Origin of the sequence: Synechococcus sp. BS56D, from assembly GCF_004332405.1 — a bacterium.
In the GTDB taxonomy this organism is placed as follows: domain Bacteria; phylum Cyanobacteriota; class Cyanobacteriia; order PCC-6307; family Cyanobiaceae; genus Synechococcus_C.
The window spans coordinates 1-25069 of the sequence record NZ_PHQU01000005.1 but is presented as its reverse complement, the minus strand read 5'-3'; the positions used below and the strand labels follow the sequence as shown (position 1 = coordinate 25069).

Below are 25069 nucleotides of genomic sequence, written 5' to 3'. Positions count from 1 at the left end.
GGGGGCCCGCGCAGGGCCTTCAGCTCACCGGCGGGTCCCCGGGATGACCTCGCACCGGATCCTCAGGCGCTGGCAATAACTCCGGCACAGGCCCCTGCTCCGGCAAGGGATCACCCCGCCCCGCCAACCAGGCCAGCAACCAGTTGACCGCCGTGGCCCTCCGCGTACGCCGGGGGTAGAGGGCACCGATGCGGTACCCCTGAAAACCGAGCTGCTGTTTGAGCAGTTGCTTGTGCTCCGGCGGCACCGAACGGGTGAGCTGCACGGAGGCTGGTCGTGTGGCAATCACCTCCGGAGCCTGGGGGTAGGCCAGCCTCCAGGGCTCAGGAGTCTCAGGTCCTGCACACCAGGGCTCTCCTGGAGAGCGGGGTTGATAACCAAGCCTCTCCCAGACCAGCGTCGCCACAAAGCGATCGGATAGGCGGTCCTCCAGGATCCGTTCCAGTAGAGCCGCGCTGAGCGGCCAAGGTTGCGCCGTCATCAGACCAATCAGACCCGAAGCCATCGTTTCACGACAGCACCGAGCAACTCCTTAATCCTTCCATTACCTTCGACGGATGTATGTGTTTGACACGAGTCTCGATAGCGCGAGTCGGATCGACTCGGCTCAGTCCACGCACCGCCTGAGCTTCCGCCTGCCCGACAGCGTGCTTCGCAGGGCCCGCCGCGATCGCCGCAAGTTCCTACAGGGCCGTGAGGGCCTGGCCATGCCCTGGGACGCCGATGGCCGGGTGACCTTCACCTACTCAGTGGCATCAGAGCGGAGTCGTCCGGTCTATTGCGACCGTCGCGATCAGCCCCTGCCAGCTCGGCAACTGAGTCAGGTGCGAGCTGGATCTGCCGTGCGTCTCACCCTGAGGCAGGTGCGCAAAGGCGGGGGGCGTCCAGGCACCCGCCTGGAGGTGCTCAAAGTGCAGCTGCTGCACGTTGATGCCCCGCTACCAGGGGGTCCTGCAGCCCCCCACAGCATCCAGTCGTTTGATCTGCAGTTGCCGGTGGATCTTGCCCAGGAGGTGGAGCGTCTGGCCCAGGCAGAGGACTGGTCCACCACCGCCTGGCTGCGCAATGCAATTGAACAGCAGGTTGCCCGCAGTCGTGCGCGCTTGAGCAACCACGAGAACGCTGCTTGAAGGGCAGGATGGAGAGGTAGTTCAGCGATCGATGTCGCTTCCTGCCCCCCCGCGTTTTCAAAGCGACCTCACACTCCCCGGACTGGGTACGCCGCGGCGGCTGCGCTGCCGAGTTCTGCAATCACCCCTGGCCGGCGTCAGTGATCGGATCTTTCGAAGCCTGGTGCGGCGCTGGGCACCGGATGCACTCCTGTTCACGGAAATGGTCAACGCCACGAGCCTTGAACTTGGCCATGGCCGGCGCAAGGTCGAGGAACTGGCCGAGGAATCCGGGCCGATCGGCGTGCAGCTTTTCGATCACCGCCCGCAGGCCATGGCAGAGGCTGCCCGGCGTGCGGAAGCAGCGGGTGCCTTCCTGATCGACATCAATATGGGCTGCCCGGTGCGAAAAATCGCCCGCAAGGGCGGCGGCAGCGGCTTAATCCGCGATCAGGATCTGGCTTGTCGGATTGTTGAGACGGTCGCTGCCGCTGTGACCCTGCCGGTGACCGTGAAAACCCGTCTTGGCTGGTGCGGTGAAGACGGCAGTAGCGCCGCGGCCGTGGCCTGGTGCCGACGGCTGGAAGGCGCTGGTGCTCAGCTGCTCACCCTGCATGGCCGCACACGCGAACAGGGCTTCAAGGGGCAGGCCGACTGGCTTTCGATCGCAGCGGTGAAACAACACCTGGCGATTCCGGTCATCGCCAACGGCGATGTGAACAACCCGGACGATGCCCTCCGTTGCCTGGAGACCACTGGAGCGGATGGGGTGATGGTGGGGCGCGGCACGATGGGCGCGCCCTGGCTGGTCGGGCAGATCGATGCCGCCCTGGCTGGTCGGCCTATCCCCACGACTCCAGCCGCGGCCGATCGGCTGGCCATTGCGCGTGAACAGCTGCTGGCCCTTGTGGACTGCCGCGGCGATCACGGGCTCCTGATCGCCAGGAAACACATGAGCTGGACCTGCACCGGCTTCAGTGGAGCGCCCCAGCTCCGCCACGCCCTGATGCGTGCCCCGACGCCCGCTGACGCGATCGCTCTTCTCGATGCCGCAGGCCGGTCGCTGGCAACAGCCCCCCCCGGCTGCTGAAGCGCCGTGAACCTGCTGCCCCTCCTGGTTCTGCTTTGGCCCCTCTGGCTTCAACGTCGTCCAGAGCAGAGCTCTCCCCTCTGGGCTCGACGCAGTCTGATCCTGCTGATCACCCTGCTCACAGCCCGTTACCTGGTGTGGCGACTGAGCGCCAGCCTCAACCTCACCACAACCCTGAGCACCAGCCTCAGCCTGCTGCTCCTGCTGAGCGAAGGCTTGCTGCTACTCACAGGACTGGTGCCCCTCTGGCTGGCCTGGCGGTCATTCCCCGACCGCCGCAACGAGGTGGAGCAATGCGAACAGCGATGGAGAGCCAGTGGCTGGCGACCCTGGGTGGACATCCTTGTACCCACCAAAGGAGAACCACTCGCCGTCCTCGAACGGACCCTTGTGGGTTGCTGCAATCAGACCTACTCCAACAGCACCGTCTGGCTGCTGGATGACAGCGGACGCAAAGAGGTTCGGAAGCTTGCTGCTGAACTGGGCTGTCGCTATCTGCATCGCCCCCAGCGGAACGGCGCGAAGGCCGGCAACCTGAACCACGGTTTGCGCCATTGCAACGGCGAACTCGTGGCCGTGTTCGATGCCGATTTCATCCCACAATGCCACTTTCTTGAACGCTGCATCGGTTTTCTGATGGAACCGGGTGTCGCCCTGGTGCAGACACCGCAGAACTTCATCAATGCCGATCCTGTGATGCGCAATCTCGGAATGGAGCAGCGCCTACTTCCCGATGAAGAGAGTTTCTACCGCTGGATCGAACCGGTGCGTGACGGCTGGGATGCCGTGGTCTGCGCCGGCACCTCCTTTCTGGCACGTCGCGCCGCCCTTGATGCTGTTGGAGGCTTTGTTGAGCAGGCAATGTCGGAGGACTTTGTCACCGGAATCGCCCTGCGCCGCAGCGGATGGCGGTTGCTCTACCTGCAGGAGAAGCTGAGTGCTGGCCTGGCGGCAGAAACGATGGCCGACTTCGTGCGCCAGCGACAGCGCTGGGCTGCCGGGACGCTCCAGAGTTTGCGACTAGCGGATGGCCCGCTGGCGCCAGGACTAGGCCTCGGCCAGCGGATCGCCTACCTCGAGGGAGTGCTGCATTGGTGCAACAACCTGCCCCGGCTTGTGCTCATGCTGATGCCCTTGAGCTACGGGTTGCTCGGTGTGGTGCCAATCCTGCTGACCCCTGAGGCGATCATCTCTCTGCTACTGCCGCTCTGGGCGACGCTGCTTCTGAGCCTGGGCTGGCTCAATCGCGGCTCAAGGGCCGCCTTCCTGAGCGAACTGACCGGGTGGGTCTTGACGGTGCCGCTCACCCTCACCGTGATCAGCCGCATGCTCGGCCGTTTCCATGGTTTCCGGGTGACGCCGAAGCATCAACGGCGCGACCGGGGCAGCTGGAGCCTGGGCCTGGTGATGCCGCTGCTGGCGCTGCTATCGCTCAACCTCATCAACCTGGCGGGCCTCCTAACTCCTGAGACGGCCCTTGAGGGGATGACGACCCAGGGACAGCTCCTGGGCCTGTTGTGGGCCACCCTCAATACCCTGAGCCTGCTGGTCGCCCTTCGAGCCTGCTGGGATCCCGCCGCCTCCGATCCAGCCCCCTGGCAGCAGCTCTCGCTCTCAGCAGCCCTTGAGGACGCTGGAGGTCATCACCACCCCTGCCGGATCACAGCGATCAGCGAAAGCGGTGTGGAAGTACAGCTGCCTGGCCGCCCACCACCGATCGTTGCCAGTACCAAGCTTCGTTGGTCCGATGAGCTGCCAGCCCTCGGGGTTACGCCATGGGAGCCATCCACCAGCAGGAAACTGGCCGGTCAACTCGCCCTGCGCTGGCAGCCGCTCTCATCCCATGAACGCCGCAACCTCTGCCGCTGGCTGTTCACCCGTCCTGGCTGCTGGGTGGAGCGCCAGGCCGGCGGGGAATGGATCTCTTTGCTTGTGCTCTGCCAGCGAATCCTGCCCCCATGGCGCGGACCGGCACCGTTTCAACGCAGCCTGGTGCCGCAGAGAGTCAGCCCAGCAGCAGATCGCGAGTGCCGGTAATCGCCTGTGTAGCGAGGAGCAGAGCCACCAGCACATTGATCACTACGTGAAGTCGGCGCACCGCATCACGACGTCCGATTTCCTTTTGCAAAGCCACCGAGAGCAGAAGCATCCCTGCGAGCAACACACCACCCCAGTAATGGGACTGCCAGAAGGCCAATTGCAATGGGGAATCAGCGAGACGCTCCACCTCCGGCTGAGCCCCCAGCACCAACAAACCCAACCAGCAGGCGAAGGCCCAGAGCAAACGCCGCCCAGTCCGACCTGTGCGCAATAGCCCCCCATAGGCGGCTGCGACGCCGATGGAAGCAAGCAGGATTCCGGCTAAACGCGCTGCACGGTCGGCCGCCGCGGGCATTCCTTCAGCCCAGGCAGACGCCACATCGTGACCGAAGGCAATCAGCACCGCCAGCACAACAGCCCCCGTCAGCCAACGCCCATGGTCGGCATGCTCGATCGGCACCGTCGGTGGAATCGGATTGATCTGGAGCCGGCGCTCGCGAGCCAAGATTCCCAGGCGGATCGTCGCCCCCACCACCGGATACACAAACAGAATGATCAGGACGGGATGCAAGAGGGCGAGGCCTTGCATCGGGGTGAGGGTGGGAAGTGAAAGCTCTGACACCACGGAGCCGATCGCGACCAAGAACTGCACCTTCACCTTTAAGGCAGCACTTCTACGGCAGAACCGGCGGACTGGGAACGCCCTGCGATCTCTGCCGGATCAGAAGCTGGGAGAAATAAGGCCTTTTCTGGGCTGAGACAGCATCGGCCGTGATCACATGCTGATCGGGCCAGCCGACACGCTCAGCAAACAGGGCCTCGGCCAGCAGGCCCTGCTGCTCCAACAACGGCTGCACCCAGAGCCAACGATGGCCGAGCTTGAGCAGAGCCAACACCATCGCCTGCTGGCGCGCCTGCTCGAGTAGGGCGAGTAAATCGTCGGGGCGGTCTGGGCAGGGTCGAATCAGAAGAGCCTCCTGCTGAAAGGCCAGAGGCCAGGCTCCGGCCGCAGCAGCGGCCGCGACCGAGGACACCCCTGGAATCACCTGCAACGGGCATTCCGGATGGTGTTTTTGGAGTGCCAGCAACACATAACTCCCTGTTGCAAACAGAGAGACATCCCCTTCGCAGAGAAACACCACGCGCTGGCCCGCGGCCACCTCGGCAGCCAATGCATTGGCTGCCGCCAGCCAGGCCGCCCGCAACGGCTCGGCCTCCCGAACCATCGGAAACACCAAGGGCAGTTGCCGTTGCCCAGTCTCCAAAAAGTGCTCCACGATCGTGAGCGCCATCCCCGAGGCCGTGAGCGAAGCGACCGGGTAAGCCACAACATCCGCAGCCCTCAACGCTCGATAGCCAGCAAGGGTGAGAAGGTCTGGATCTCCAGGCCCCACCCCCAGGAGCACCACCCCTGGAGATGCGGCTGGCCTCTCACTTCGCAGGTCCACAGGATTCGAGAAGAGGCAAACGAATCGTCTCGTTCTAAGTCAGCCCGATCAGTCGTAAAGCAATGGCAGGCCAGCCGGTGGCGGCAGCCAGCCCCAGGCAAGATGGATGTCCCAGCAGCTTCAGGGAGCGATGAGTCATCTGCGCATCTTTCCCGCCCCAAGCCACATCCCCGGTGAGGGTCCAGGGAATCCCGATGATGACCTCTCGCCCCTGCCCAGCCTGGAAAGCAATGATCCAGGCACGATTCAGGCAGAACTCCTGGAACGTGGCATCCGTTTCGAGCGCTGGCCAGCACGCCAATCCCTGCCGTCAGGCGCTGACCAGGAGGCGATCCTCAAGGCCTATGCCCATGAGGTTGCTGCCGTGCAAAGCAGCGGTGGCTACGGCACGGTCGATGCCATCCGGATGACCCCTGAGCATCCCGATCGGGAAACGCTCCGCTCCAAGTTCCTGAATGAGCACACCCACGCTGAAGACGAAGTGCGCTTCTTTGTGGAAGGGCAGGGGCTGTTCTGCCTCCATCTGGGCCATGAGGTGGTCCAGGTGCTGTGCTGCGCCGATGACTGGATCGCCGTTCCTGCCGGCACCAAGCACTGGTTCGATATGGGGTCTGCTCCGTCCTTCTGCGCCATCCGGTTCTTCAATAATCCAGAGGGCTGGGTCGCCCAATTCACGGGTGACCCAATCGCCAGCCGCTACCCGCTCCTGAACTAAGGGAGCCTCAGGCAGCAAGCAGCAGCCGTGCATCCACCGGCGCCCGAAGCCTCTGCAGAACATCACCTCTGGCCCCTGATCCCGTGGCATCAGCCAACAGCAGGGCTGCCTCGAGGTCGGCGCATCGGCTGATCAGATCCCGAACCAGCGGATTGGCTTTCAGGCCATCCCACTGCTCCTCTGTCGTGCCGTTACGGAGGGCCTGCAGAGAGTCAGCCACAGCCGCTGCCACGGTTGTCTTCACCGTCACCGCTGGATCAGCCATCACGACACCCGCAAGAACTGGGTCAATCCTAAAACCGGCCACAGACAGTGGCGCGTCTCTTCAGGCTTCTTTTGGACTTTGCTTGCGGATTCCAACGGAGTGCATCCGCACATCCTCGGGGCGCTCGAGTTCGCCGGAGAGCACTTCCACCTCGGCGAAAGCCAACGCTTGCAACCTTGGAACAATCACGTCCCGCGGCCAGCGCTCCTCGCAGAGCACCCAATAGAGCCCGAAATGGCGTGCCTCGCTTTGCAGCAGCCCCGCATACAGATCACGAAGTTCCGGATCCGGGCTGTGCTGCGCCAGTAGGGCCATCCGTTCGTGGCTACGGGCTTCGATCAGGCCTGCCACCAGGAAGGAATCCAGCATCCGCTCCGGCTCACCACGACGCACATGCTTGGCAAGCTGGGCTCCGTAGCCCGGCGATGGCAGCGGCTCGAGGTAGCGACCGCGTGCCTTGAGAAGAGCCAACACTTGCTCGAAATGCTCCAGCTCCTCTCGCACCAAAGGGCTGAGCACCTCGCCGAGGCCCGGCTCGCAGAGATAGCGAAACATGAGCTGCACCGCGGAGCCGGCCGCCTTGCGTTCACAGTGGGCGTGATCGATCAGCACCTCCATCGGGCGGGCGATGGCCTGTTGCACCCAGAGGGCGCTGGTAGGAGCCGCCAGCCAGCGGATGCTGGCCACCGGTGTGACAGCAGCGGCCTCAGCCACGGGCAGAGGCAGCCCGCAGGTGCTGCAGTAGGCCATCCAGGGCCAGAACGTAACTCGCCGCCCCAAATCCACTCACGACGCCGACGGCACGATCCGCCAGATAGGAGTGATGCCGGAATGGCTCCCGGGCATGGGTGTTACTGAGATGCAGTTCTACATAGGGAATCGCCACCCCCAACAGCGCATCCCGCAGAGCCACGGAGGTGTGGGTGTAAGCACCGGCATTGATGAGAATTCCATCCATCTGGCCCATCGCCTGATGAATTCGCTCCACCAGGGCACCCTCGAAGTTGCTCTGGAAACACTCCAGCTGCACACCTTCGGCCTCGGCCCTCTGGATCAAACGCTGTTCGATCACGTCCAGGGTCTCAACTCCGTAGAGCCCAGGCTCTCGGCGCCCGAGCAGGTTGAGATTGGGGCCGTTGAGCAGCAGGAGGCGCATGGCCCGATGCGATGCATGTCGAGCTGATCGTATCGAGGGGTGATGGTCCCGCGGGCTGGTAAGTTCTTGCGGTGTGGTTCGGGTCGGTGCCCGAGTGGTTAATGGGGGCGGACTGTAAATCCGCTGGCTCTGCCTACGTTGGTTCAAATCCAACCCGGCCCACCTTCCACATGCCCTTGTAGCTCAGCGGTAGAGCACTCCCTTGGTAAGGGAGAGGTCACGAGTTCAAGTCTCGTCAAGGGCTTCCATCCAACGATGGCTCGGCACCAAAGCCATGGTTGATCTCGACTCCCTCGCTTGCCTCGATGGGCTGATCTGGTTGAGAACCGGTCGGGAAGTGGCTAGCCGCCTGAGTCTCGACCAATCGTCGGTGAGCCGTAGGCAGCGAACCTGCGCCAGCAGCTTCGGGATCACTCTGGAAAAGCATGATCAGGAGTGGGTCCTGACTGGTGATCAGACCCTGCTGAACATGGAGCGGGAGGTCCACCGGAGGGCCCGCCTGTCGGGACTGCATCCCCTCCGGCTGGAGGCAACCTACTGGACCCTGCCCCTGCTTTGCACACCCGAGCCCTGCGGTTGGATCGCCGGTCTCTCCAATCTGGTGGGGATGGAGCCCAACCTATCCCTACTGCGCCAAAGAATCTGCGATGCATGGATCTGCGGCCTGCCGGATCTCCCTGCCGCCGACGACCCCGAACTCTGTGCTGTGCACCTCTGCACCATGCCGCTGCATCTGCTGGTCAAAGCGGATCACCCACTGCTGAAGGAAGCAGACATCCACTTGAGCGATCTCCAGGCCTTCCCGAGCCTGGCTCTGCCGGATGGCGCCTATCCCGTGGTCGAACAAGAACTGAAAACGCTCGGCCTCTGGAACACTCCGGTGCACATGAGCCGTTATCGCCAGGATCGCTGGGAAGGGCGCAGCGCCAAGGATGTGCCCATCGTCTATGGCCACTGTCTCAGCCAGGCAGTCTCCGGTGAGGGGCTCGTTCCACTGCCTTACACACTGCCCTTTCAATCAGGCGAGACTCTGGTCACACGTCGTGAGCTGCGCGACGAACCTGCGATCACGGCGCTGATTCAGGAGCTGAAACAGCGACTGACTCAACTGAAGTGCCGCTTACCAGAGCTTGAGCTGGCATCCTGAGCGCAGTCGGTCCTCTACTGCCAGACGCCATCCAATGGCTACATCTGGAATGCCACGATGAAATCCAGCGGTTGCAGGCTTTTGCATTGCCTCGTAGTGGAAGACGAGCGCATCCTTCTTGATCTACTCGGATCGGTGGTCGAATCATTCAATGAAATCAACACCGTCTTCAAAGCGCAGACCGTCGCTGCCGCCGAAGCGATCAGCCGGGAGCACCAACTCGATCTCGCCCTCCTCGATCTTCAACTCCCCGATGGCGAGGGCAGCGCTCTCGGACGCGATCTCGTGGTGCGTCATGCAGGAATCCAGCTGATCGTTCTTTCCGGAGCTGCCGAACAGTTCGTCTGCCCGATTGACCTCCAGCCAGCCGTGAAAGCTGTGATCGACAAGGCCAACGCCTTTGCAAGCCTTCGCAACAGCCTGAACAGCATCCTGCAACCCGCCGAGCAGCAGCTGACGCGGCGGCAACAGGAGATCTACAACCTCATCGGGACTGGGCAGAGCACCAAGGAGATTGCTGAGCTGATCGGCTGCTCGGTTGCCACGGTGGAGACCCATCGCAAAGCAATTGCGAGCACCCTGGGCATGAGCGGTGCCGAGCTGATCCGCGTTGCCACTCTGTTCACGCAACGGCAAGGGATCCAATGACCCAGAAGAGACTGCGATCGCTTGCCAGCAAACTGACGCGTGCCACGGGGCTGCAGCTCATCCTCGTGGCGGGCTCTCTCAGCGTTCTCAGCTATTTCGTGGGTCGCGACAGCGGCATCCATCAGAGCGAAGCGCAACGCGCCAATCTCACAGCCGTACAGGTGTCGGAACGCCTGAGCAAAAAACTCAGTTACCCCACGATCATCAATGGCCTGAACGAAGCCGCCATCACCTCAGAGCCCGAACTTCTGCACAACTTCGACAAGCTGAGTCAGCGCTTCTGGCGACAACTGAAATCATTTCCTGTTGATTACATCAACTATGGCGCCACCGATGGCACCTTTCTAGGGATTGAGAAAAGCCAGGACAACCTTTACTACCACAACGAAGACAGCGCTCGCTTCGGAAGGGGCAAGATGCTCATCTTCAGCATGGGCGACGACGGCAAGCGCGATCAACACATCAGCGTCATTCCTGACATGACCACCTCCCATGAAGAGGCCTGGTATGTCGACACCGTCAAGGCAGGAAAACCTACCTGGAGTCGCATCTACGCATGGGAAGATCAGCCCAATACTTTCTCCATTTCCTACAACGCACCTGTCTACGACCAGAACAAGAGATTGATCGGCGTTGTGGGGGTTGACATGATCATCAACAAACTCAGCAGCTGGCTGAAAAACGCCTGGACCAACAACACTGGTCTAGCCCTGATTGTCGAAAGAAACGGTGATCTGGTCGCCAGCTCCCAACCCGAGCTCACCTTCATTCGCACTGCCTCTGAAACACGCCGGCGTAACCTCCGCGAACTGCCATCCCCACTAGCCAGCAAGCTGCGGGAGAAGTTTCAACCAGACGCGGAGAAGATCCAGCCCGGCCCGACCAGCCTTGTGCAGATCAACGGCAAACCTTTTCTAATCAAAGCCACGCCCTGGGGAGACCAGGAAGGGCTCGACTGGATGCTGCTGACAGGCATTGCTGCCACTCAAGAGGTGTCGACGCTGCAAAGCGGTCTACTGATCACCCTCTTGATAAGCCTGTCAGCTCTTGGCATCACACTTCTGATCAATCAGCGACTGATCCGTGGATTACTGACGCCGCTGACAGCGCTCAAACAGGCCAGCAAAGACACAGAAACGCAGATCGCAAGCATGAGCGATGAACCCCAGCCCCTCTCATTTCAATGCGACTTAGAGCTGGACAGCACCCGAGAGATCCAAGATCTCAACCAGGCGATTCAGGCGATGGTGATGGCTTTCAACCAACTCACCAGCCAATTACGCGAGAAAGAAACCCAGATTATTGATCTGTTTGCCCAGCAACGCGCCAAGGACGAAATAGCTCTCGCTCAGATGAGCAACAAACTGCGAGTCAGCCTGGAAGCGGCATCGATTGCCCACGAAATCAACCAGCCAATCAGCATTCTTCGGCTCACATCGGAGTACTTGCTGCAATCACTACCGCCCCAACCAATAAGCGATCACACCGATCAGCTCACTAGCCAGCTCACGCTCATCAACAACCAAACTCAACGCATTGCTGAAATCAGCGAGAAAATTCGCTCCCTATTGCGCAACACCAACAGTGAGCACAAGAGCGTTGACCTTAAGCAGGTGATCATGAGCAGCGTGCACTACATCAGCTCCAATAATCCTGATGTTGCCAGCTGGCTCAATATTGAATCCCTGGATGCGTTGCCGGATGGCACAGCATTCATTCAGGGTGATGCTACCCAGCTGCAGATCGCCCTGATCAATCTGATCAGGAATGCGATCGAAGCAATCGAGAGCCAAACCGACCCCCAAGCAGATCCCAGCATCAACATTCATCTGCATCGAGCCAATAAAACCTGGCAGATCGACGTGCTGGACAACGGTCCGGGCATCGCCGAAAAGCGCTTGATCGAACAGTCGCTGACCAGTACAAAGCCTGAGGGCAGCGGTCTGGGATTGTTCCTGGTGCGAAGTGCCATTGACAACCACGGCGGCGAGTTGCAGCTCCGCAACGCCAGCAGCGGTGGCCTGCTGGCCCAACTGATTTTTCCGATCGACCCACTGAGCTGAGCCCTACCCAGTACTGGGGATTGCCCCTGTGCAATCGCGGCCAGAGGATTGAGCGAGCGGCTGTGAAACCGGGGCGTGGTCAGTCTCGAAATGCTCAGCAGCCTGGATGGTTTGCTCTGGCTGCAAGCAGGAGAACCAGTCGGCACACTCCTGCGACAACATCAGACCAGCGTCAGCCGCAATCAGCGCAAATGCGCCAAAGCATTTCGACTCACGATCGAAAAGGAGCGTGGTCGTTGGCGAATTCAAGGAGATACAACGCTCCTGAACCTGGAGCGGCAAGTACACCAGCGGGCACGGCTGGATGGCAAAGGACGCTTACGGCTAGAGGCATGCCGATGGATGGATCACCTTCATGACGCATGCATACCCAAAGGCTGGCTTGCAGGTTCATCAAGACTGAATGAACCCATGCGCAGCCTGGAGCTTTTGCATGACCGAATTATCGACGCCTTGCTCTTGCCACTAGAGAATGATTTTGACCATGCGCCTTGGATCAACACCTTCCACCTGAGCAGCAAACTTTCACCAGCCGATGGTGACATTGCTCTATTGATGAGACCTGAAGTAGCCGCTCATCCTGCAAGTCGCGAATTAACGCACATGCTCGAAGCCTGCCTGAAGACCGTTTCGATGCAGGACCAGCTCTGACCAAAGACGCTCCTTCTCTGATCGGCATCAAACCGATGCGGCTGCGATTGAACGGGCCCACGAAACGACCGCTTTGCAGCGCTCTGCCTCGGCGCTAGCACTTGGAAAACGGCATGGCCATGGCAGACAAGCCGCTCCTTCTGGCCCTGGACCAGGGCACCAGCAGCTCCAGGGCCGCTCTCTTTGACTCCGAGGGCCACCTGATCGCCAGCGCCTCAGCCCCTCTGGCGATTCACTACCCAGCTGATGGCTGGGTGGAGCAGGATCCCAGGCTGATCTGGCAGAGCCAACTCCAGGCGATGGCCGATCTAGAGAAGGCCCTCAGCCCCGAGCAACGCAAGGCCGTGAGCTGCTGCGGCATCACCAACCAGCGGGAAACCACCGTGCTGTGGCAGCGCAACGACGGCGCCCCCTGCGGACCAGCCCTCGTCTGGCAGGACGGCCGCACCGCCGACCTATGCCGGCAATGGAAACAGCAGGGACTGGAGACGGAGTGGCGCCAACGCACCGGCCTGCTGCTCGATCCTTACTTCAGCGCCAGCAAGATCCGTTGGCTGATGCTGCATGAAGCGGCCGCCAATGCGGCCGCTTCTCGCCATGACCTGTGCTTCGGCACCGTGGAGAGCTGGTTGCTCTGGCATCTGAGCGGGGGCACGCGGCACTACTCCGATATGAGCAATGCCAGCCGCACTTTGCTGATGGATCTGGAGCAACGGCAGTGGGTGGACGCCTTCTGCGAGCAAGCCAGTCTGCCCCTTTCCGCATTACCGGAGCTGGTGCCCTGCCGCGGCAACTTTGGCGCGATCACCGAAGGTCTGCCCTTCGCTGGTGTGCCGATCAAGGCCCTGCTTGGCGATCAACAAGCCGCCACCCTCGGCCAGCTCTGCCTGGATCCCGGGGAAGCCAAGTGCACCTACGGCACCGGAGCCTTTCTTGTCGTGAACACCGGCTCAGTGATCCGCCGCTCGAATGCCGGCCTACTCACCACGCTGGGCTGGACCGATGCCGATGGCACTCCCACCTATTGCCTGGAGGGAAGCCTCTTCAATGCCGGCACCGTCGTGCAATGGCTGCGCGACGGCCTAGGGATCATCGATAGCGCCGAAGCGATCAATGCACTGGCTGCCCAGGTGGACTCCGCCGCCGGCGTGATGCTGGTTCCAGCCTTCACCGGCTGGGGCACCCCCCATTGGGACCCGGAAGCCAGGGGGCTGCTGATCGGCCTCACCCGAGACAGCGATCGGCGCCATATCGCCAGGGCCGCCCTCGAGGGGATCGCCCTATCGGTGGCCACCCTGGTGCATCTGGCAGAAACGGCCCTGGGGCAAGGGCTTGGCGAACTAGCCGTCGACGGGGGAGCGGCAGCCTCCGATCCACTTCTTCAGGCGCAGGCCGACAGCACGGGCCTGCGGGTGCGCCGACCGGCCAGCCTGGAGAGCACCGCCAGGGGGGTGGCCTTGCTGGCCGGTGTGGAGTGCGGCGCCGTGGGGGATCTTCGAGCCCTGCAGGTGCAGCGCATGGATGGAGCCAGCGTGTTCATGCCTCAAATCGATGGCCCGCAACGGAACCGCTGGCGTGAGCGTTGGGATGACGCCGTACTCCGCAGCCTGCACTGGAGCCAAGGAGGCCAGGCATGAACCAGTCCTTCGACCTTGTCGTGATCGGTGGCGGCGCCAGCGGTGCGAGCGTGGCCTATGAGGCCATACGCCGCGGCCTCAAGGTGGCCCTACTGGAGGCATCCGACCTCGGCGGTGGCACCAGCTGCCGCAGCACCAAATTGCTTCACGGTGGCGTGCGCTACCTGGAACTGGCCTTCAAAACAGCTGATCCCGCCCAGCTCCGCCTGGTGCGCGAAGCCTTACTTGAACGGGGCCATTGGTTGCGACAGGCGCCCTTTCTGGCTCATCGGCTCGAACTCGCCCTGCCCACCAGCAACCGGCTGGGCCAGGCCTACTACCGCGTTGGCCTTGGCCTCTACGACGCCCTTGCGGGGCGAACTGGCATTGGCTCCAGTCGCTGGCTGTCGTCGCAACAGCTGCGTGAGGCCCTCCCTGGGCTGCAACCAGAGCTGAACGGTGGTGTGGCCTACAGCGATGGACAGTTCGACGATGCCCGCCTCAATCTGCTTCTGGCCCTCACTGCCGAACAAGCCGGCGCCGAAATCCGCACCGGCTGCCGAGTCACCCAACTCGAGCGTGATGGCCAAGGTCGGATCTGCGCCGTCCTCAGCCTGGGGGACGATGGCCGCGAAGAACGCTGGCAGGCCCAGGTGGTGGTGAATGCCACCGGCATCCAGGCGGATGCCATTCGCCACATGGCCGATCCCGACCTGCCGCCTCGCATGCTCACGAGCCGAGGCGTGCATCTGGTGCTCGAAGCCGATCTCTGCCCGCAGGGCATCGGCCTACTGCTACCGGCCACCGATGACGGACGGGTTCTGTTCATGCTGCCGTTCTTCGGCCGCACCCTCGTCGGCACGACCGATACCCCCTGCCCTCTCGAGCAGGCCCAGACCCCTTCAACTGAAGAACACGCCTATCTGCTGTCGTATGTGCAGCGCTGGTTTCCCTGCCTCAGCGAGCTCAGGGTCAGCAGCAGTTGGGCTGGCGGCCGCCCCCTGTTGCGCCCCGCGGGAGCCAATCGCAGCAGCAGCCGCGTAGTTCGCGAACACGAGGTGGAAACGCTGAGCTGCGGCTTGGTGAGCGTGATGGGAGGCAAATGGACCACCTGCCGGCCCATGGCTCTCGACACCCTGGCGGCGGTGGAGAAACAGCTTGGGCAGTCGCTTCCCGAGCCCACTGCCCTGCCTTTGCTCGGTGCTGATGGCAGTCCGGAACGCACCCCGCAGCGCTTGTGCGAGCAACAGCAACAGCTGGAAGAGCTCCTACCGGACACCCCTCTGCGGCAGCGCCAGATCGCCCATCTTCAAGCCAACCATGGACTGGAAGCCCCCAAGCTTCTGGCCGGGTGGCCTGCGGCTGAGCGGCGGCCCCTGAGCGAAGTAATTCCAATTTGTCGAGGCGAATTGCGGCACGCGATCGAACGGGAACACGCCCGCACGGTCACCGATGTGCTGGCGCGCCGCTGCCGCCTGGCCATGGTGGATCAAGCGGACGCCGAGCGCCTAGTGCCTGAGGTGCAGTCATTGCTCGCAGACAGTCGCACCAACCGCAACCTTGCCGAACCCTCCATCGACCTCAGGCTCTAAAAGCACTCAGGCCCGGTCACAGGCCCTGCGGTTCGAGATCGTCACGCATCTCTTCCACCTCACCGATCAACCACCAACTGAAGCCGTGGGCCGGGAGGTAGACAAACCAGTTGGGCCCCGCTTCAGGGAACTCACAGCCCCAGAGCACCTCTCGCGTGCGCTGGCCCAGCCAGCGACTCAGATCCAGCCGGAAGGAGGCTCCAGCAGCAGAAAGATTGGCTGCGACGAGCACCGTCATCGACTCGCTGCAGCGGCTGTAGACGATCACCGCAGGGTGTGCGCAGTCGAGCAGGGTGAAATCACCACTGCGCAAGGCAGGCAACAGCCGTCGGCAGGTGAGCATCCGCCGATGCCAATTCAGCAGAGAACCTGGCAGTTGCTTTTGCACCTCCACATTCACCACCCGATAGTCGTATCCAGGAGCGGTGATCGGTGGCAGCACCAGCAGAGGATCCGGAGCGGTGGAAAATCCACCGTTGCGGGCAGGGGTCCAAGCCATCGGCGTTCGGTTGGGGTCACGATCCCTCAACCCGGGCCAGTCACCCATACCCAGCTCATCGCCGTAGTAGAGGCAAGGCATGCCTGGAAGGCTGTAGAGGAGTGCGTGCAGCACCCGGTTGGACCCAGGGTCACCATTGAGCAGGGGTGCCAAGCGTCGATTGATGCCCCAGTTGAGCCAATGCCCCTGCCCTTGATGCAGTCCTGTACGGATCGACTGGATCAGCTCCTCAGGCACCAGGTGTCCATCGCCAAGCCAAAGCTCATCGTGGTTACGCAGAGGCAGGGCCCAGCGACATCCGGGAACGGCCTGATGGGAGGCCTCGAGACAGAGGCGAAGATCCCGTGTGCTGCCACTGGCGATTGCGGCGAAGAGATGGGCTGTCAGCACGAAATTGAACGCCCCATGCAGCTCCTCATCGGCCAGATAGGGCGCCGCCTCATCCACTGGCTGAATCGCCTCAGCCAGTAAAAGCACATCACGGCCATGCCGCTCCACCCGCTGCCGCAACAGCTTCAAAAAGGCATGGGTCTGGGGTAAGCCCTCACAGCGGGATCCCTCCTGCTCAAACAGAAAGGGCACGGCATCGAGCCGGAAGCCATCCACCCCCCGCTCGATCCAAAAGTCCACCACCTCGAGCATCGCCTGCTGCACAAGGGGGTTCTCGTAGTTGAGGTCTGGCTGATGGCGGAGGAAGCGATGCAGGTAGTACTGCTCAGCCACCGGGTCCCATTCCCAGTTGGAGGCCTCGAAGTGTCGAAACAACACCGGCGCATCGGCGTAGCGCTGCGGGTCATCACTCCACACGTAGACCTCCCGCTCCGGGCTTCCCTTCGGTGCCCAGCGGGCGCGTTGGAACCAGGGATGCAGCGTGCTGGTGTGATTGAGCACCAGGTCGAGGATCACCTTGATCCCCTGGGAATGGGCTGCGGTGAGACAGCGATGGAAAGCGGCGAGATCTCCGAGGTCGGGGTGAATCTCCTTGAAATCGGTGATGTCGTAACCGCCGTCCTGCAGGGGTGATGGATAGATCGGTGTCAACCAGAGGGCATCCACACCCAACCAACGCAGATAAGGCAGCCGCGATGCGAGGCCCTGGAGATCGCCCGTGCCATCGCCGTTGCCGTCGGCGTAGCTACGCACGATCAGCTGATAGATCACAGCACCGCTCCACCAGGGCTGCTCCATGCCTCATCGCCGTCTCTCCTTCACTGGTAGTAGCGCTGGAGCGAGGCGTCACGCCAGCGCTGCCCACAGAACGGCAAGCAGGTTGCGAGCATGACGACAGTCCGTCCCCAGCCATGACCAGCTCAACCGTCCCGGTGAGCCAGGCCCTACCGGATCTGGCAGCCCTGCGCGCCCCAGTGCAGAGGGGCGACACCCGCGCTGAAGGCTGGCGACGCCGTCAGCTGCAGGCAGTCGCCACTCTGTTGGAGGAGCACGAAGACGAGATTCTTGCCGCCCTGCATCAAGACCTGGGCAAACCGGAGCTGGAGGGCATGGTCGAGATCCTGGCCCTGCGGCAGGAGCTGAAACTTTGCCGACGCCAGCTGCGCCGCTGGATGCGTCCTCGGCCCGTGCCCGTGCCCCTTGCGCAACGTCCGGGCAAAGCGGAGGTCATCCGAGAGCCGCTGGGCTGCGTGCTGATCATTGGCCCCTGGAATTATCCCTTCCATCTCACTCTGCAGCCGCTGATCAGTGCCCTCGCCGCTGGCAACACCGCTGTGGTTAAACCCTCCGAGCAGTCTCCGGCGACCTCATCCCTGATCGCTCGTTTACTTCCCAGCTATTTCCCTCAGGACGTGGTGCAGGTGGTGGAGGGTGAAGGGCCAGTCGCCGCCGCCCTCGTTGATCAGGGATACGACCACATCTTCTTCACTGGAAGTGGAGCCATTGGCGCCAGAGTGCTTGCTGGTGCGGCACCGCACCTCACCCCTGTGACGCTTGAGCTGGGGGGGAAAAGTCCGGCGGTGGTGCTTGAAGGAGCGGATCTGGCCGTGACTGCAAGACGGCTGATCTGGGGCAAGGGGCTGAATGCAGGGCAGACCTGCATCGCCCCCGACCATCTCTTGGTTCAAGCGAGCATTCGAGAGCCGCTACTGGCAGCTCTGGCCCAAGCCCGCCTCGAGCTTTATGGAGAGCAGCCGCTGCAATCCCCTGATCTGGCCCATCTCATCCATGGCCGCCACTTCCAACGACTCAATGCGCTGCTGGAGGGGGCTCGGCAGAGCGGACAGGTGCTGATCGGTGGTGAGAGCGACGCGGACACCCTGCGAATGGCACCAACAGTGATTCAGGTGGATCGCGATGACGATCCCCTGATGGAGGACGAACTCTTCGGCCCCCTGCTGCCCATGATCTGCGTGGACAACCTCGCGGAGGCGATCACAAGGATCCGTCGGCAGCCGAAACCGCTGGCGCTGTATCTGTTTGGAGGAGAGGCCCAAGACAGGGCCATGCTGCTTCAGGGCACCAGCTCTGGTGGGGTGTGTTTTAACGATGTGGTGATGCAGGTGGGTGTTCCCGAACTGCCCTTCGGAGGCGTAGGCGCTAGCGGAATGGGGGCCTATCACGGGGAAGCGGGATTCCGGACCTTTTCCCATGAACGGGCTGTGCTGAAGCGCTCCTTCGCGCTGGATGCACGACTGCGTTACCCGCCCTATGCCATCAGCCGAGGGCTGATCAAACGACTGCTCGGCTGATCCGGGACTGGCATCGCCGGCTGGGCACCTTATGGTTCGCCCAGCCGACCGAGACGCATGCGCCGCACCACCATTGCCGCCCTGGCCCTGGCGGTTCTGCTGCCGCTGCCGAGCTTCGCCGGCACTGTCACCGTCAAATCAGGCGACACCCTCTCCGACATTGCAGACCGTTACGGCATCTCCGTTGGCGCTCTGATGCGCATGAACGGGCTGCGGGATGCCAACCATGTGGAAGTGGGGCAGACGCTGCAAGTCCCAGGACCCCGCGTGGTTGCTGGATCTGGCCGCCACACCGTGCGCAGTGGTGACACGTTGAGCGGCATTGCCGATCGCTACCGCGTCAGCGAGAAGGCGCTGATCGCGCTCAACAACCTTCCCAGCGCAGACCACGTTGAACTTGGAGCAACCCTGAAGCTGCCGAGCAACGCTGTGTTGCCCAAGCCCAAACCGAAACAAGCCCCCAAACCCAAGCCTGTAGCGATCAAGGCCAATCCCAATGCCACGGCCCACACCGTGGCCAGCGGCCAAACGTTGACCCAGATCGCCAAGGCCTATGACGTGCCCGTGGCCACCCTCATTCAGCTCAACGACCTGACAGATCCCAACAAAGTGACCGTTGGCACAAAGCTGATGCTTCGCGGAACCACACCCAAACCCAATCTCAGCAAACAGACCGTCGAAGCCACACAACCTGCTCCAAAAGCCCAACCCACTCCGAAGAGTCAGACAACCAAAGCCGTCGAAACTGCGCGACCGGTTCAAACAGCCAAGCCCACTCAAACGGCCAAAGCCTCGCCGAAACCCACCAGCAAATCCGTGCAGCCCAAGGATGCCGACTGGCGAACCTATGGCCCGCTTCAGGTGGACTGGGCCAACTGGCAGTCGATGGGTGGCAGCGATGTAGCCCCCACGCTCAACTCCGATGGCAAGCCCCTCTACATCGCCGTCAATTGCGCCGCAAACAAGATCAATGTCACCGGAGCCGATGGATCCTGGAAAAGCTGGAGTGCACCCCAGAGTGGCTTTGAGGATGATCTGGTGAAAGACCGCTGCAAGAGCAGCAAAGGCTGAATTCAAGCCACAAAGCGCAGGGGCCAGGGCTGCCGCAGAAACCGGCGACCACTGTCCCTGAGGTACAGACGCTGGATGCCGTCATCGCTTTCCTGAATCAGCTCCTCCTGCACCAACCGTCTGGCCAGCCAGCCCCAACGCTGAGGCTCCTGCTCTGAAAGAGCCTCCGTGAGCGAGCGCAGGTCATGCCCCTGCCCCTGGTCCAATGCCTTCAACACCTCAACGGCCTGTTCTGACCAGTCGGCCAAGGAGCCCTTGCTGAGGCATCGATCACAGCGACCACAAGGCGGTGAGAGCTCACCGACCGCCAACAGCAACGCCTGTTGGCGGCAGTCCCCGCCCTCTGCCACCGCTTCCATGCGCCGAAGCTTTCGTTGCGCCTGCTCCAGACGCCAGCGTTCTTCAGGCGGGTAGTCAGAGCCGCTCTGCCGCCGCAACGAGGCCTGCATCGCCCACCCCAAGCTGGTGCGATCTCCTGGGGAAAAGAGCACCAAACACTGGGCCGGCAAACCATCACGCCCGGCTCGACCTGACTCCTGCAGATACCCCTCAGGAGTCGAGGGGAGGTCGAGGTGCAGGACGAGACCCACATCGGCGCGATCCACACCCATCCCAAAGGCCACTGTGGCCACCAGGACGGGACGATCCGCTTCAAGAAAATGATGGAGAGCCTGCTGGCGCGCCTCGACCTCGAGACCGGCGTGATACGAGATCGCTTCAATCCCCTCATCGCGGAGGCGAGCGGCCCAGCGCTCCACTGACCGTCGGGTACGCGCGTAGATCAAAGCGGCGCCACGGGCCTCTTGCAGGGCGGCGAGCACCTGGGGCAGGGGCTCTTTAGGGCGACGGCGCATGGTGTACACCAAGTTGTCCCGTCGCGCAGAACCAACCTGCACCAGGGGCCTCTGCAGGGCCAGCAAGCGCAGAATGTCAGCCCTGACCTGGGGCGCTGCCGTGGCGCTCAGGGCCACCACCGGCACACCCGGGCAGAGATCCCGAACCTCCCCAAGACGCCGATAGTCCGGTCGAAAGTCATGGCCCCAGGCGCTGATGCAGTGGGCCTCATCTACCGCAAGAGCCACCAAGCGCCCCTGCCTGGCGGAGTCAGCAACGACACGGCGCACCCAGTCGTGCTGGAGACGTTCAGGAGCGAGATAAAGCAGGCGCAGCCCACCGTCGGCAAGCATCTGCTGCATGCGACGGCGCGCTTCCGGATCCACGCCGGCATGGAGCGAAGCTGCAGCAATGCCGCGCGCCCGCAGCTGTCGCACCTGATCGTCCATCAGGGCCACAAGGGGAGAGATCACCAGGACCAGTCCGCCCCGAACAAGAGCGGGCAACTGGTAACACAGCGATTTGCCGCCGCCGGTGGGAAGCACCACAAGGGAATCGCGACCATCCAGGAGAGCCTCGATGACCGAACGTTGACCAGGACGGAACGCATCCCATCCGTAATGCTGCCTGAGCGATGCCAGCAGGGGATCCAAACAACACCACCGATGGCGGATTCAGCTTAGGCACCGCCAGATCTAGGGGATGACCGGTGGCTCCAGCTGGTCAGGCGACTCCTCCACCAGCTGCAAACGCACCCGCTTTCCTCCGGCCAGTTCGCCCAAGGAGACCCTCAGGGTGGCACCGCTGAGGCTCTGCAGAGCCGAAAGCACATCGCGCAGATAGGGCGTGCTGCTTCCACTCTCAACCCAGAGGCGCTCCTGCAGGCCACCGAGACGCCGCCAGGAGGTATGGAGCTTCAAAACGGCCGATTCCAGAGCCTGGGCCTGGCCCACCGCATCCGCAAGCAAACCAAGGGCGTCAAGCCGTTGCGCCTCCTGCATGGCCTTCTCCAGGTCGAGCTCGCCCTGCTGAAAAGCGCGAACGGCCACCCCTGATTCAGTCGCCTTATGAATCCAACGGGCCGTACTCGTAACGTCTTTGACACGGTCTAGTTCCGGTTCATCCCGCAGCGCCCGGCGCAAATCCTCCTGCTGAGGTTCCGGAAGCTTGGCCAGCTCCCTCACCAGGGGAGCCACCAGCTTGGGGGGCAGAAGATTCTCCTGAGTCCGCTGTCGGATCTCCTCCGGCAGCAACGGGCTGGTGGCCGCCGTGAACTCATCGGTCAGGCGCCTCACCTGCTTGCGAGTGATCTCTTGTCCCTCATTGGCCGCTTCTGAAATCATCAGCTGCACCTCGGGGGCCGCCTGAGCCGTTTCTAGAAAAGCCCGCTTGGAAAACTGATTGACGCTGTCCGCCTGCAGCAGTCCTCCACCCACCAGATCATCCGCTGATTCAGCCAGCTGAATCAGGCTGTAGGCACGGGTCTTACTGATCTCTCTCTCCCTTAACCACTGCAGAAAGCCAGCACCGCGCCCTTCGCCACCGCGCTTCTCGCGGTCGCGGACGGCCCGGAGAATGCGGCCACGCCAGATCTCTGTCTGGAGATCAAATCGATCGCAAACGGCCCAGGCTTGCTCCAGCTGAGCCAGAAATTCGAGCGTACTGAGATCGTCCCGTTCAGGATCAGGGAGATCGAGCTCCAGAGCCGGGGGATCAGGAATCTGGCTAGAGCTCACTGCAAACGAACAGACGGGGCTGGATGCTGCCATGGCGAACGACATTCTGTGACGCTCCATGCATCCACACGCCCATACGGCGATACGCTCGCCTTGCATCCCGACCCTCCGCAGCGATGGCGATCTCCCGCGGTGACAAGGTGCGCATCAAGCGCCCCGAGTCCTACTGGTTCAACGAAGTGGGCACCGTTGCCTCGATTGACACCTCTGGCATCCGCTATCCCGTCGTCGTTCGCTTCGAGAAGGTGAACTACAACGGCATCTCCGGCTCCGAAGGTGGAATCAACACCAACAACTTTGCAGAAGCCGAGCTCGAGCCCGCCTGAGGCCCTTGCCTGAACTGCCAGAGGTTGAGACGGTTCGCCGCGGACTGGCGAGTCGTCTCGAATCATTCGTTATTGAAAGTGTCGAGGTCTGCCGGGACCGTGCCATTGCGAGTCCTGGTGGACCCTCTTTGTTTGTTGAGGCCCTGCAGGGAACCCGTGTTGGAGCTTGGAAACGGCGGGGCAAGTACCTGATCGCCAACCTCCATGCCAGCACTCAGGAGCTCTCAACAGACGGCATAGCTGATGCCGGTCTCTGGGGTGTGCACCTCCGCATGACCGGACAGTTTCAGTGGCATCCAGAGCCATCATCCACTTGCCGACACACCCGTGTCCGCTTCTGGAATCCCGAGGGCCAAGAGCTCAGGTTCGTGGATCTTCGCAGTTTTGGAGAGATGTGGTGGGTACCGCCAGGTGAACCCGCCGAACACGTCATGACGGGCCTCAAGACCCTTGGGCCTGAGCCTTTTGACGATGCATTCAGCGCGGCTTACCTCAAGCAAAAGCTGAAAGGCTCAAGCCGATCGATCAAGGCAGCGTTGCTGGATCAAGCCGTGGTGGCGGGAGCCGGCAATATCTACGCCGACGAAAGCCTGTTCGCGTCAGGAATCGCGCCACAAACTCGTGCAGGGAGCCTGAGCCTGCAGCAATTACAACAACTGCGCGATGCCCTGGTGCAAGTGCTGGAGATCAGTATCGGGGTCGGCGGGACCACGTTCAGCGACTTCCGCGATCTTGAAGGCGTCAACGGCAACTACGGCGGCCAAGCATCGGTGTATCGGCGCACGGGTCAGAGTTGCAGTCGCTGCGGGGGCACGATTCAGCGCGAGAAACTTGCAGGACGCAGCACCCACTGGTGCCCTGGCTGTCAACACTGAGGTGCGCAGATGGTGCCATGTTGTGCATGGCTCCGCCCTCGACTAGGACTGGAAAGTACCCCCAAGCGGATGGCATTGAGAACGCCCCCACAGCAACTCGTGGACACCATTCATGCCCTTCATCAGCGGGGGTGGTGTGATGGCACCGGCGGAAATTTCAGTGTCGTCCTTGAGCACAGCCCACTCCGCCTTTTGATGGCACCAAGCGGTGTCGACAAGGGGCTCGTGCAGGCAGACCAACTGATTGAGGTGGACGCCCAAGGCACCGTGGTGAAGGGAGAGGGAAAGGCAAGCGCTGAAACGTTGTTGCACCTTCAGGTGATCCACGATTGCAACGCAGGATCAGTTCTCCACACCCATTCACCGGCAGCCACTCTTTTGTCCAAACATCACGCCGCATCTGGGTCACTCAGGCTCGAGGGCTGGGAGATGCTGAAAGGACTCGAAGGCATCGACACGCACGACACAAGTGTGTCGGTTCCGATCATTGCCAATGATCAAAATCTCAAGTCACTGAGCGCTACGGCTTCAAAGCATCTGCCTGGAAAAGCGCACGGACTGCTTGTCGCTGGTCACGGCCTATACGCCTGGGGGAAGACATTGAATGATGCACGTCGACATGTGGAGATCCTTGAGTTCCTGCTGGATTTGCACTGGCGCGAAAGCCTTCTGCTAGGGAGATGGTGATGACTGAATGCCTGTTGCTCGACATTGAAGGCACAACCTGCCCCGTGACATTTGTCGCAGACGTTCTCTTCCCGTATGCGCAAACACACCTTTCGTCTTTCCTTGCAGAGCATGGCGATGAGGTGATCATTCAAGACATTGCCATGGCAGCATGGCGGGAGTGGGAGCAAGATCGTGACAACACTGCACAAGCAATCCTGCAGGAGGCAAAAGCCTCAAATCTGCAAGAACGACAAGCACTGGAAAACTATTGGCAGCTATTGATTAAAACCGATCGGAAAGCCACATCCCTGAAAGATTTGCAAGGCCACCTTTGGGCAGAGGGATTCCAGAAGGGTGACATCAAGGCCGACCTTTACCCAGAAACAATCACTTCGCTCAAGCGCTGGACGAAAGAAGGTTTAAAGCTAGCGGTGTATTCATCAGGCAGCATCAAAGCGCAACAACTGCTCTATGCACACACGACTTCGGGAGATCTAAGGGAGCTATTTAGCGGTTGGTTTGACACCCACACAGGCAGCAAAAAAGAGACCACCAGCTACATGAAAATCGCCAATCAACTCAAAATCCCAGCCGCATCGATCACCTTCATCAGCGATAACGGCGTGGAATGTGATGCCGCCCATAAAGCGGGCATGCAAGTGTTGTTCAGCCTAAGGCCAGGCAATCCAGATCAAAACCCTCGCGGACATCGCGTGATCCACTCCCTTGAGCAAGTCGACGCGTTGATCTAAGACCTCACCGAACGGTAGCGCGTGGAGGAGTCTGCCAACAAAAAAGCCACCCTTACGGGTGGCTT

Annotated in this window: 25 protein-coding genes and 2 tRNA genes; 18 read left to right on the top strand and 9 right to left on the bottom strand. The window is 61.8% G+C overall.

The window, feature by feature from the left end; translation table 11 throughout:
- Positions 1-19: 19 nt before the first annotated feature.
- On the bottom strand, positions 20-505 hold the full coding sequence (locus CWE17_RS08015) for a DUF1823 family protein (protein ID WP_240789326.1): 486 nt from the start codon (positions 503-505) through the stop codon (positions 20-22).
- Between the two features lie 52 nt (positions 506-557).
- Here CWE17_RS08015 and CWE17_RS08010 point away from each other — a divergent pair, with 52 nt between their 5' ends.
- The 3 genes from CWE17_RS08010 to CWE17_RS08000 are packed head-to-tail and all read left to right on the top strand — an operon-like array spanning position 558 to position 4236.
- The gene (locus tag CWE17_RS08010) at positions 558-1130 is read left to right on the top strand and encodes a hypothetical protein (RefSeq protein WP_131456052.1); all 573 of its coding nucleotides are present in this window, start codon (positions 558-560) and stop codon (positions 1128-1130) included.
- A gap of 31 nt (positions 1131-1161) precedes the next feature.
- Positions 1162-2199: a tRNA dihydrouridine synthase DusB gene (gene dusB, locus CWE17_RS08005; RefSeq protein ID WP_131456051.1), complete on the top strand. Its 1038-nt coding sequence runs from the start codon at positions 1162-1164 to the stop codon at positions 2197-2199.
- A gap of 6 nt (positions 2200-2205) precedes the next feature.
- Entirely contained in the window at positions 2206-4236 is a 2031-nt protein-coding gene (locus CWE17_RS08000) for a glycosyltransferase (protein ID WP_131456048.1), read from the top strand.
- On the opposite strand, the gene CWE17_RS07995 is transcribed toward CWE17_RS08000, so the two are convergent.
- Positions 4205-4828: a DUF4079 domain-containing protein gene (locus CWE17_RS07995; protein WP_131456513.1), complete on the bottom strand. Its 624-nt coding sequence runs from the start codon at positions 4826-4828 to the stop codon at positions 4205-4207. The genes CWE17_RS08000 and CWE17_RS07995 overlap by 32 nt on opposite strands.
- Positions 4829-4913: 85 nt before the next feature.
- Entirely contained in the window at positions 4914-5687 is a 774-nt protein-coding gene (gene cobI, locus CWE17_RS07990; protein WP_240789325.1) for a precorrin-2 C(20)-methyltransferase, read from the bottom strand.
- A gap of 130 nt (positions 5688-5817) precedes the next feature.
- Here cobI and CWE17_RS07985 point away from each other — a divergent pair, with 130 nt between their 5' ends.
- Positions 5818-6402, top strand: a complete 585-nt coding sequence (locus CWE17_RS07985; RefSeq protein WP_131456509.1) for an acireductone dioxygenase — start codon at positions 5818-5820, stop codon at positions 6400-6402.
- 7 nt (positions 6403-6409) lie between these two features.
- On the opposite strand, the gene CWE17_RS07980 is transcribed toward CWE17_RS07985, so the two are convergent.
- The 3 genes from CWE17_RS07980 to aroQ are packed head-to-tail and all read right to left on the bottom strand — an operon-like array spanning position 6410 to position 7823.
- Complete coding sequence (locus tag CWE17_RS07980; RefSeq protein ID WP_131456046.1) at positions 6410-6667, bottom strand: hypothetical protein; 258 nt, start codon at positions 6665-6667, stop codon at positions 6410-6412.
- A 60-nt stretch (positions 6668-6727) separates the two neighbouring features.
- On the bottom strand, positions 6728-7417 hold the full coding sequence (locus CWE17_RS07975; protein WP_240789323.1) for a tRNA-(ms[2]io[6]A)-hydroxylase: 690 nt from the start codon (positions 7415-7417) through the stop codon (positions 6728-6730).
- Positions 7374-7823, bottom strand: a complete 450-nt coding sequence (gene aroQ / locus CWE17_RS07970; RefSeq protein WP_131456045.1) for a type II 3-dehydroquinate dehydratase — start codon at positions 7821-7823, stop codon at positions 7374-7376. The genes CWE17_RS07975 and aroQ overlap by 44 nt, the downstream gene beginning before the upstream one ends.
- An 80-nt stretch (positions 7824-7903) precedes the next feature.
- Here aroQ and CWE17_RS07965 point away from each other — a divergent pair.
- From CWE17_RS07965 to CWE17_RS07930, 8 genes are all read left to right on the top strand, one after another.
- Positions 7904-7985, top strand: a tRNA-Tyr gene (locus tag CWE17_RS07965).
- A 10-nt stretch (positions 7986-7995) separates the two neighbouring features.
- Positions 7996-8067: transfer RNA gene (locus CWE17_RS07960), tRNA-Thr, on the top strand.
- A 30-nt stretch (positions 8068-8097) separates the two neighbouring features.
- The gene (locus CWE17_RS07955) at positions 8098-8970 is read left to right on the top strand and encodes a LysR substrate-binding domain-containing protein (protein ID WP_131456042.1); all 873 of its coding nucleotides are present in this window, start codon (positions 8098-8100) and stop codon (positions 8968-8970) included.
- 57 nt (positions 8971-9027) lie between these two features.
- Complete coding sequence (locus CWE17_RS07950; RefSeq protein ID WP_240789322.1) at positions 9028-9618, top strand: response regulator; 591 nt, start codon at positions 9028-9030, stop codon at positions 9616-9618.
- The gene (locus CWE17_RS07945; RefSeq protein ID WP_131456041.1) at positions 9615-11681 is read left to right on the top strand and encodes an ATP-binding protein; all 2067 of its coding nucleotides are present in this window, start codon (positions 9615-9617) and stop codon (positions 11679-11681) included. The genes CWE17_RS07950 and CWE17_RS07945 overlap by 4 nt, the downstream gene beginning before the upstream one ends.
- Positions 11682-11792: 111 nt before the next feature.
- On the top strand, positions 11793-12332 hold the full coding sequence (locus CWE17_RS07940; protein ID WP_131456039.1) for a hypothetical protein: 540 nt from the start codon (positions 11793-11795) through the stop codon (positions 12330-12332).
- Between the two features lie 113 nt (positions 12333-12445).
- Complete coding sequence (gene glpK / locus CWE17_RS07935) at positions 12446-13969, top strand: glycerol kinase GlpK (RefSeq protein WP_131456037.1); 1524 nt, start codon at positions 12446-12448, stop codon at positions 13967-13969.
- Positions 13966-15540, top strand: a complete 1575-nt coding sequence (locus CWE17_RS07930; protein WP_131456035.1) for a glycerol-3-phosphate dehydrogenase/oxidase — start codon at positions 13966-13968, stop codon at positions 15538-15540. The genes glpK and CWE17_RS07930 overlap by 4 nt, the downstream gene beginning before the upstream one ends.
- A 16-nt stretch (positions 15541-15556) precedes the next feature.
- On the opposite strand, the gene CWE17_RS07925 is transcribed toward CWE17_RS07930, so the two are convergent.
- Positions 15557-17227, bottom strand: coding sequence for an alpha-amylase family protein (locus CWE17_RS07925; RefSeq protein ID WP_131456033.1), 1671 nt, complete (start codon positions 17225-17227; stop codon positions 15557-15559).
- A gap of 113 nt (positions 17228-17340) precedes the next feature.
- Here CWE17_RS07925 and CWE17_RS07920 point away from each other — a divergent pair, with 113 nt between their 5' ends.
- Together CWE17_RS07920 and CWE17_RS07915 are read left to right on the top strand one after the other, a co-directional pair.
- Complete coding sequence (locus CWE17_RS07920; RefSeq protein WP_131456031.1) at positions 17341-18741, top strand: aldehyde dehydrogenase family protein; 1401 nt, start codon at positions 17341-17343, stop codon at positions 18739-18741.
- 57 nt (positions 18742-18798) lie between these two features.
- Complete coding sequence (locus CWE17_RS07915; protein ID WP_131456029.1) at positions 18799-19812, top strand: LysM peptidoglycan-binding domain-containing protein; 1014 nt, start codon at positions 18799-18801, stop codon at positions 19810-19812.
- Positions 19813-19814: 2 nt separating this feature from the next.
- Here CWE17_RS07915 and CWE17_RS07910 read toward each other — a convergent pair whose 3' ends face one another.
- Positions 19815-21299, bottom strand: a complete 1485-nt coding sequence (locus tag CWE17_RS07910; protein WP_131456027.1) for an ATP-dependent DNA helicase RecQ — start codon at positions 21297-21299, stop codon at positions 19815-19817.
- A 42-nt stretch (positions 21300-21341) separates the two neighbouring features.
- Positions 21342-22382, bottom strand: coding sequence for a hypothetical protein (locus CWE17_RS07905; RefSeq protein ID WP_131456025.1), 1041 nt, complete (start codon positions 22380-22382; stop codon positions 21342-21344).
- Between the two features lie 116 nt (positions 22383-22498).
- On the opposite strand from CWE17_RS07905, the gene CWE17_RS07900 reads away from it, so the two are divergent.
- The 4 genes from CWE17_RS07900 to mtnC all read left to right on the top strand — a co-directional run bounded on the left by CWE17_RS07900 (position 22499) and on the right by mtnC (position 25004).
- Positions 22499-22708 carry a photosystem I reaction center subunit IV gene (locus CWE17_RS07900; RefSeq protein ID WP_131456023.1) on the top strand — a complete coding sequence of 70 codons (210 nt, stop codon included), beginning with the start codon at positions 22499-22501 and terminating at the stop codon, positions 22706-22708.
- A 5-nt stretch (positions 22709-22713) separates the two neighbouring features.
- A complete protein-coding gene (locus tag CWE17_RS07895) occupies positions 22714-23583 on the top strand; it encodes a DNA-formamidopyrimidine glycosylase (RefSeq protein WP_131456021.1) in 870 nt (289 codons plus the stop codon).
- 69 nt (positions 23584-23652) lie between these two features.
- Positions 23653-24270 carry a methylthioribulose 1-phosphate dehydratase gene (mtnB, locus tag CWE17_RS07890; protein WP_131456019.1) on the top strand — a complete coding sequence of 206 codons (618 nt, stop codon included), beginning with the start codon at positions 23653-23655 and terminating at the stop codon, positions 24268-24270.
- Positions 24264-25004: an acireductone synthase gene (mtnC, locus tag CWE17_RS07885; RefSeq protein WP_370318294.1), complete on the top strand. Its 741-nt coding sequence runs from the start codon at positions 24264-24266 to the stop codon at positions 25002-25004. The genes mtnB and mtnC overlap by 7 nt, the downstream gene beginning before the upstream one ends.
- The last annotated feature ends 65 nt before the right edge of the window (positions 25005-25069 follow it).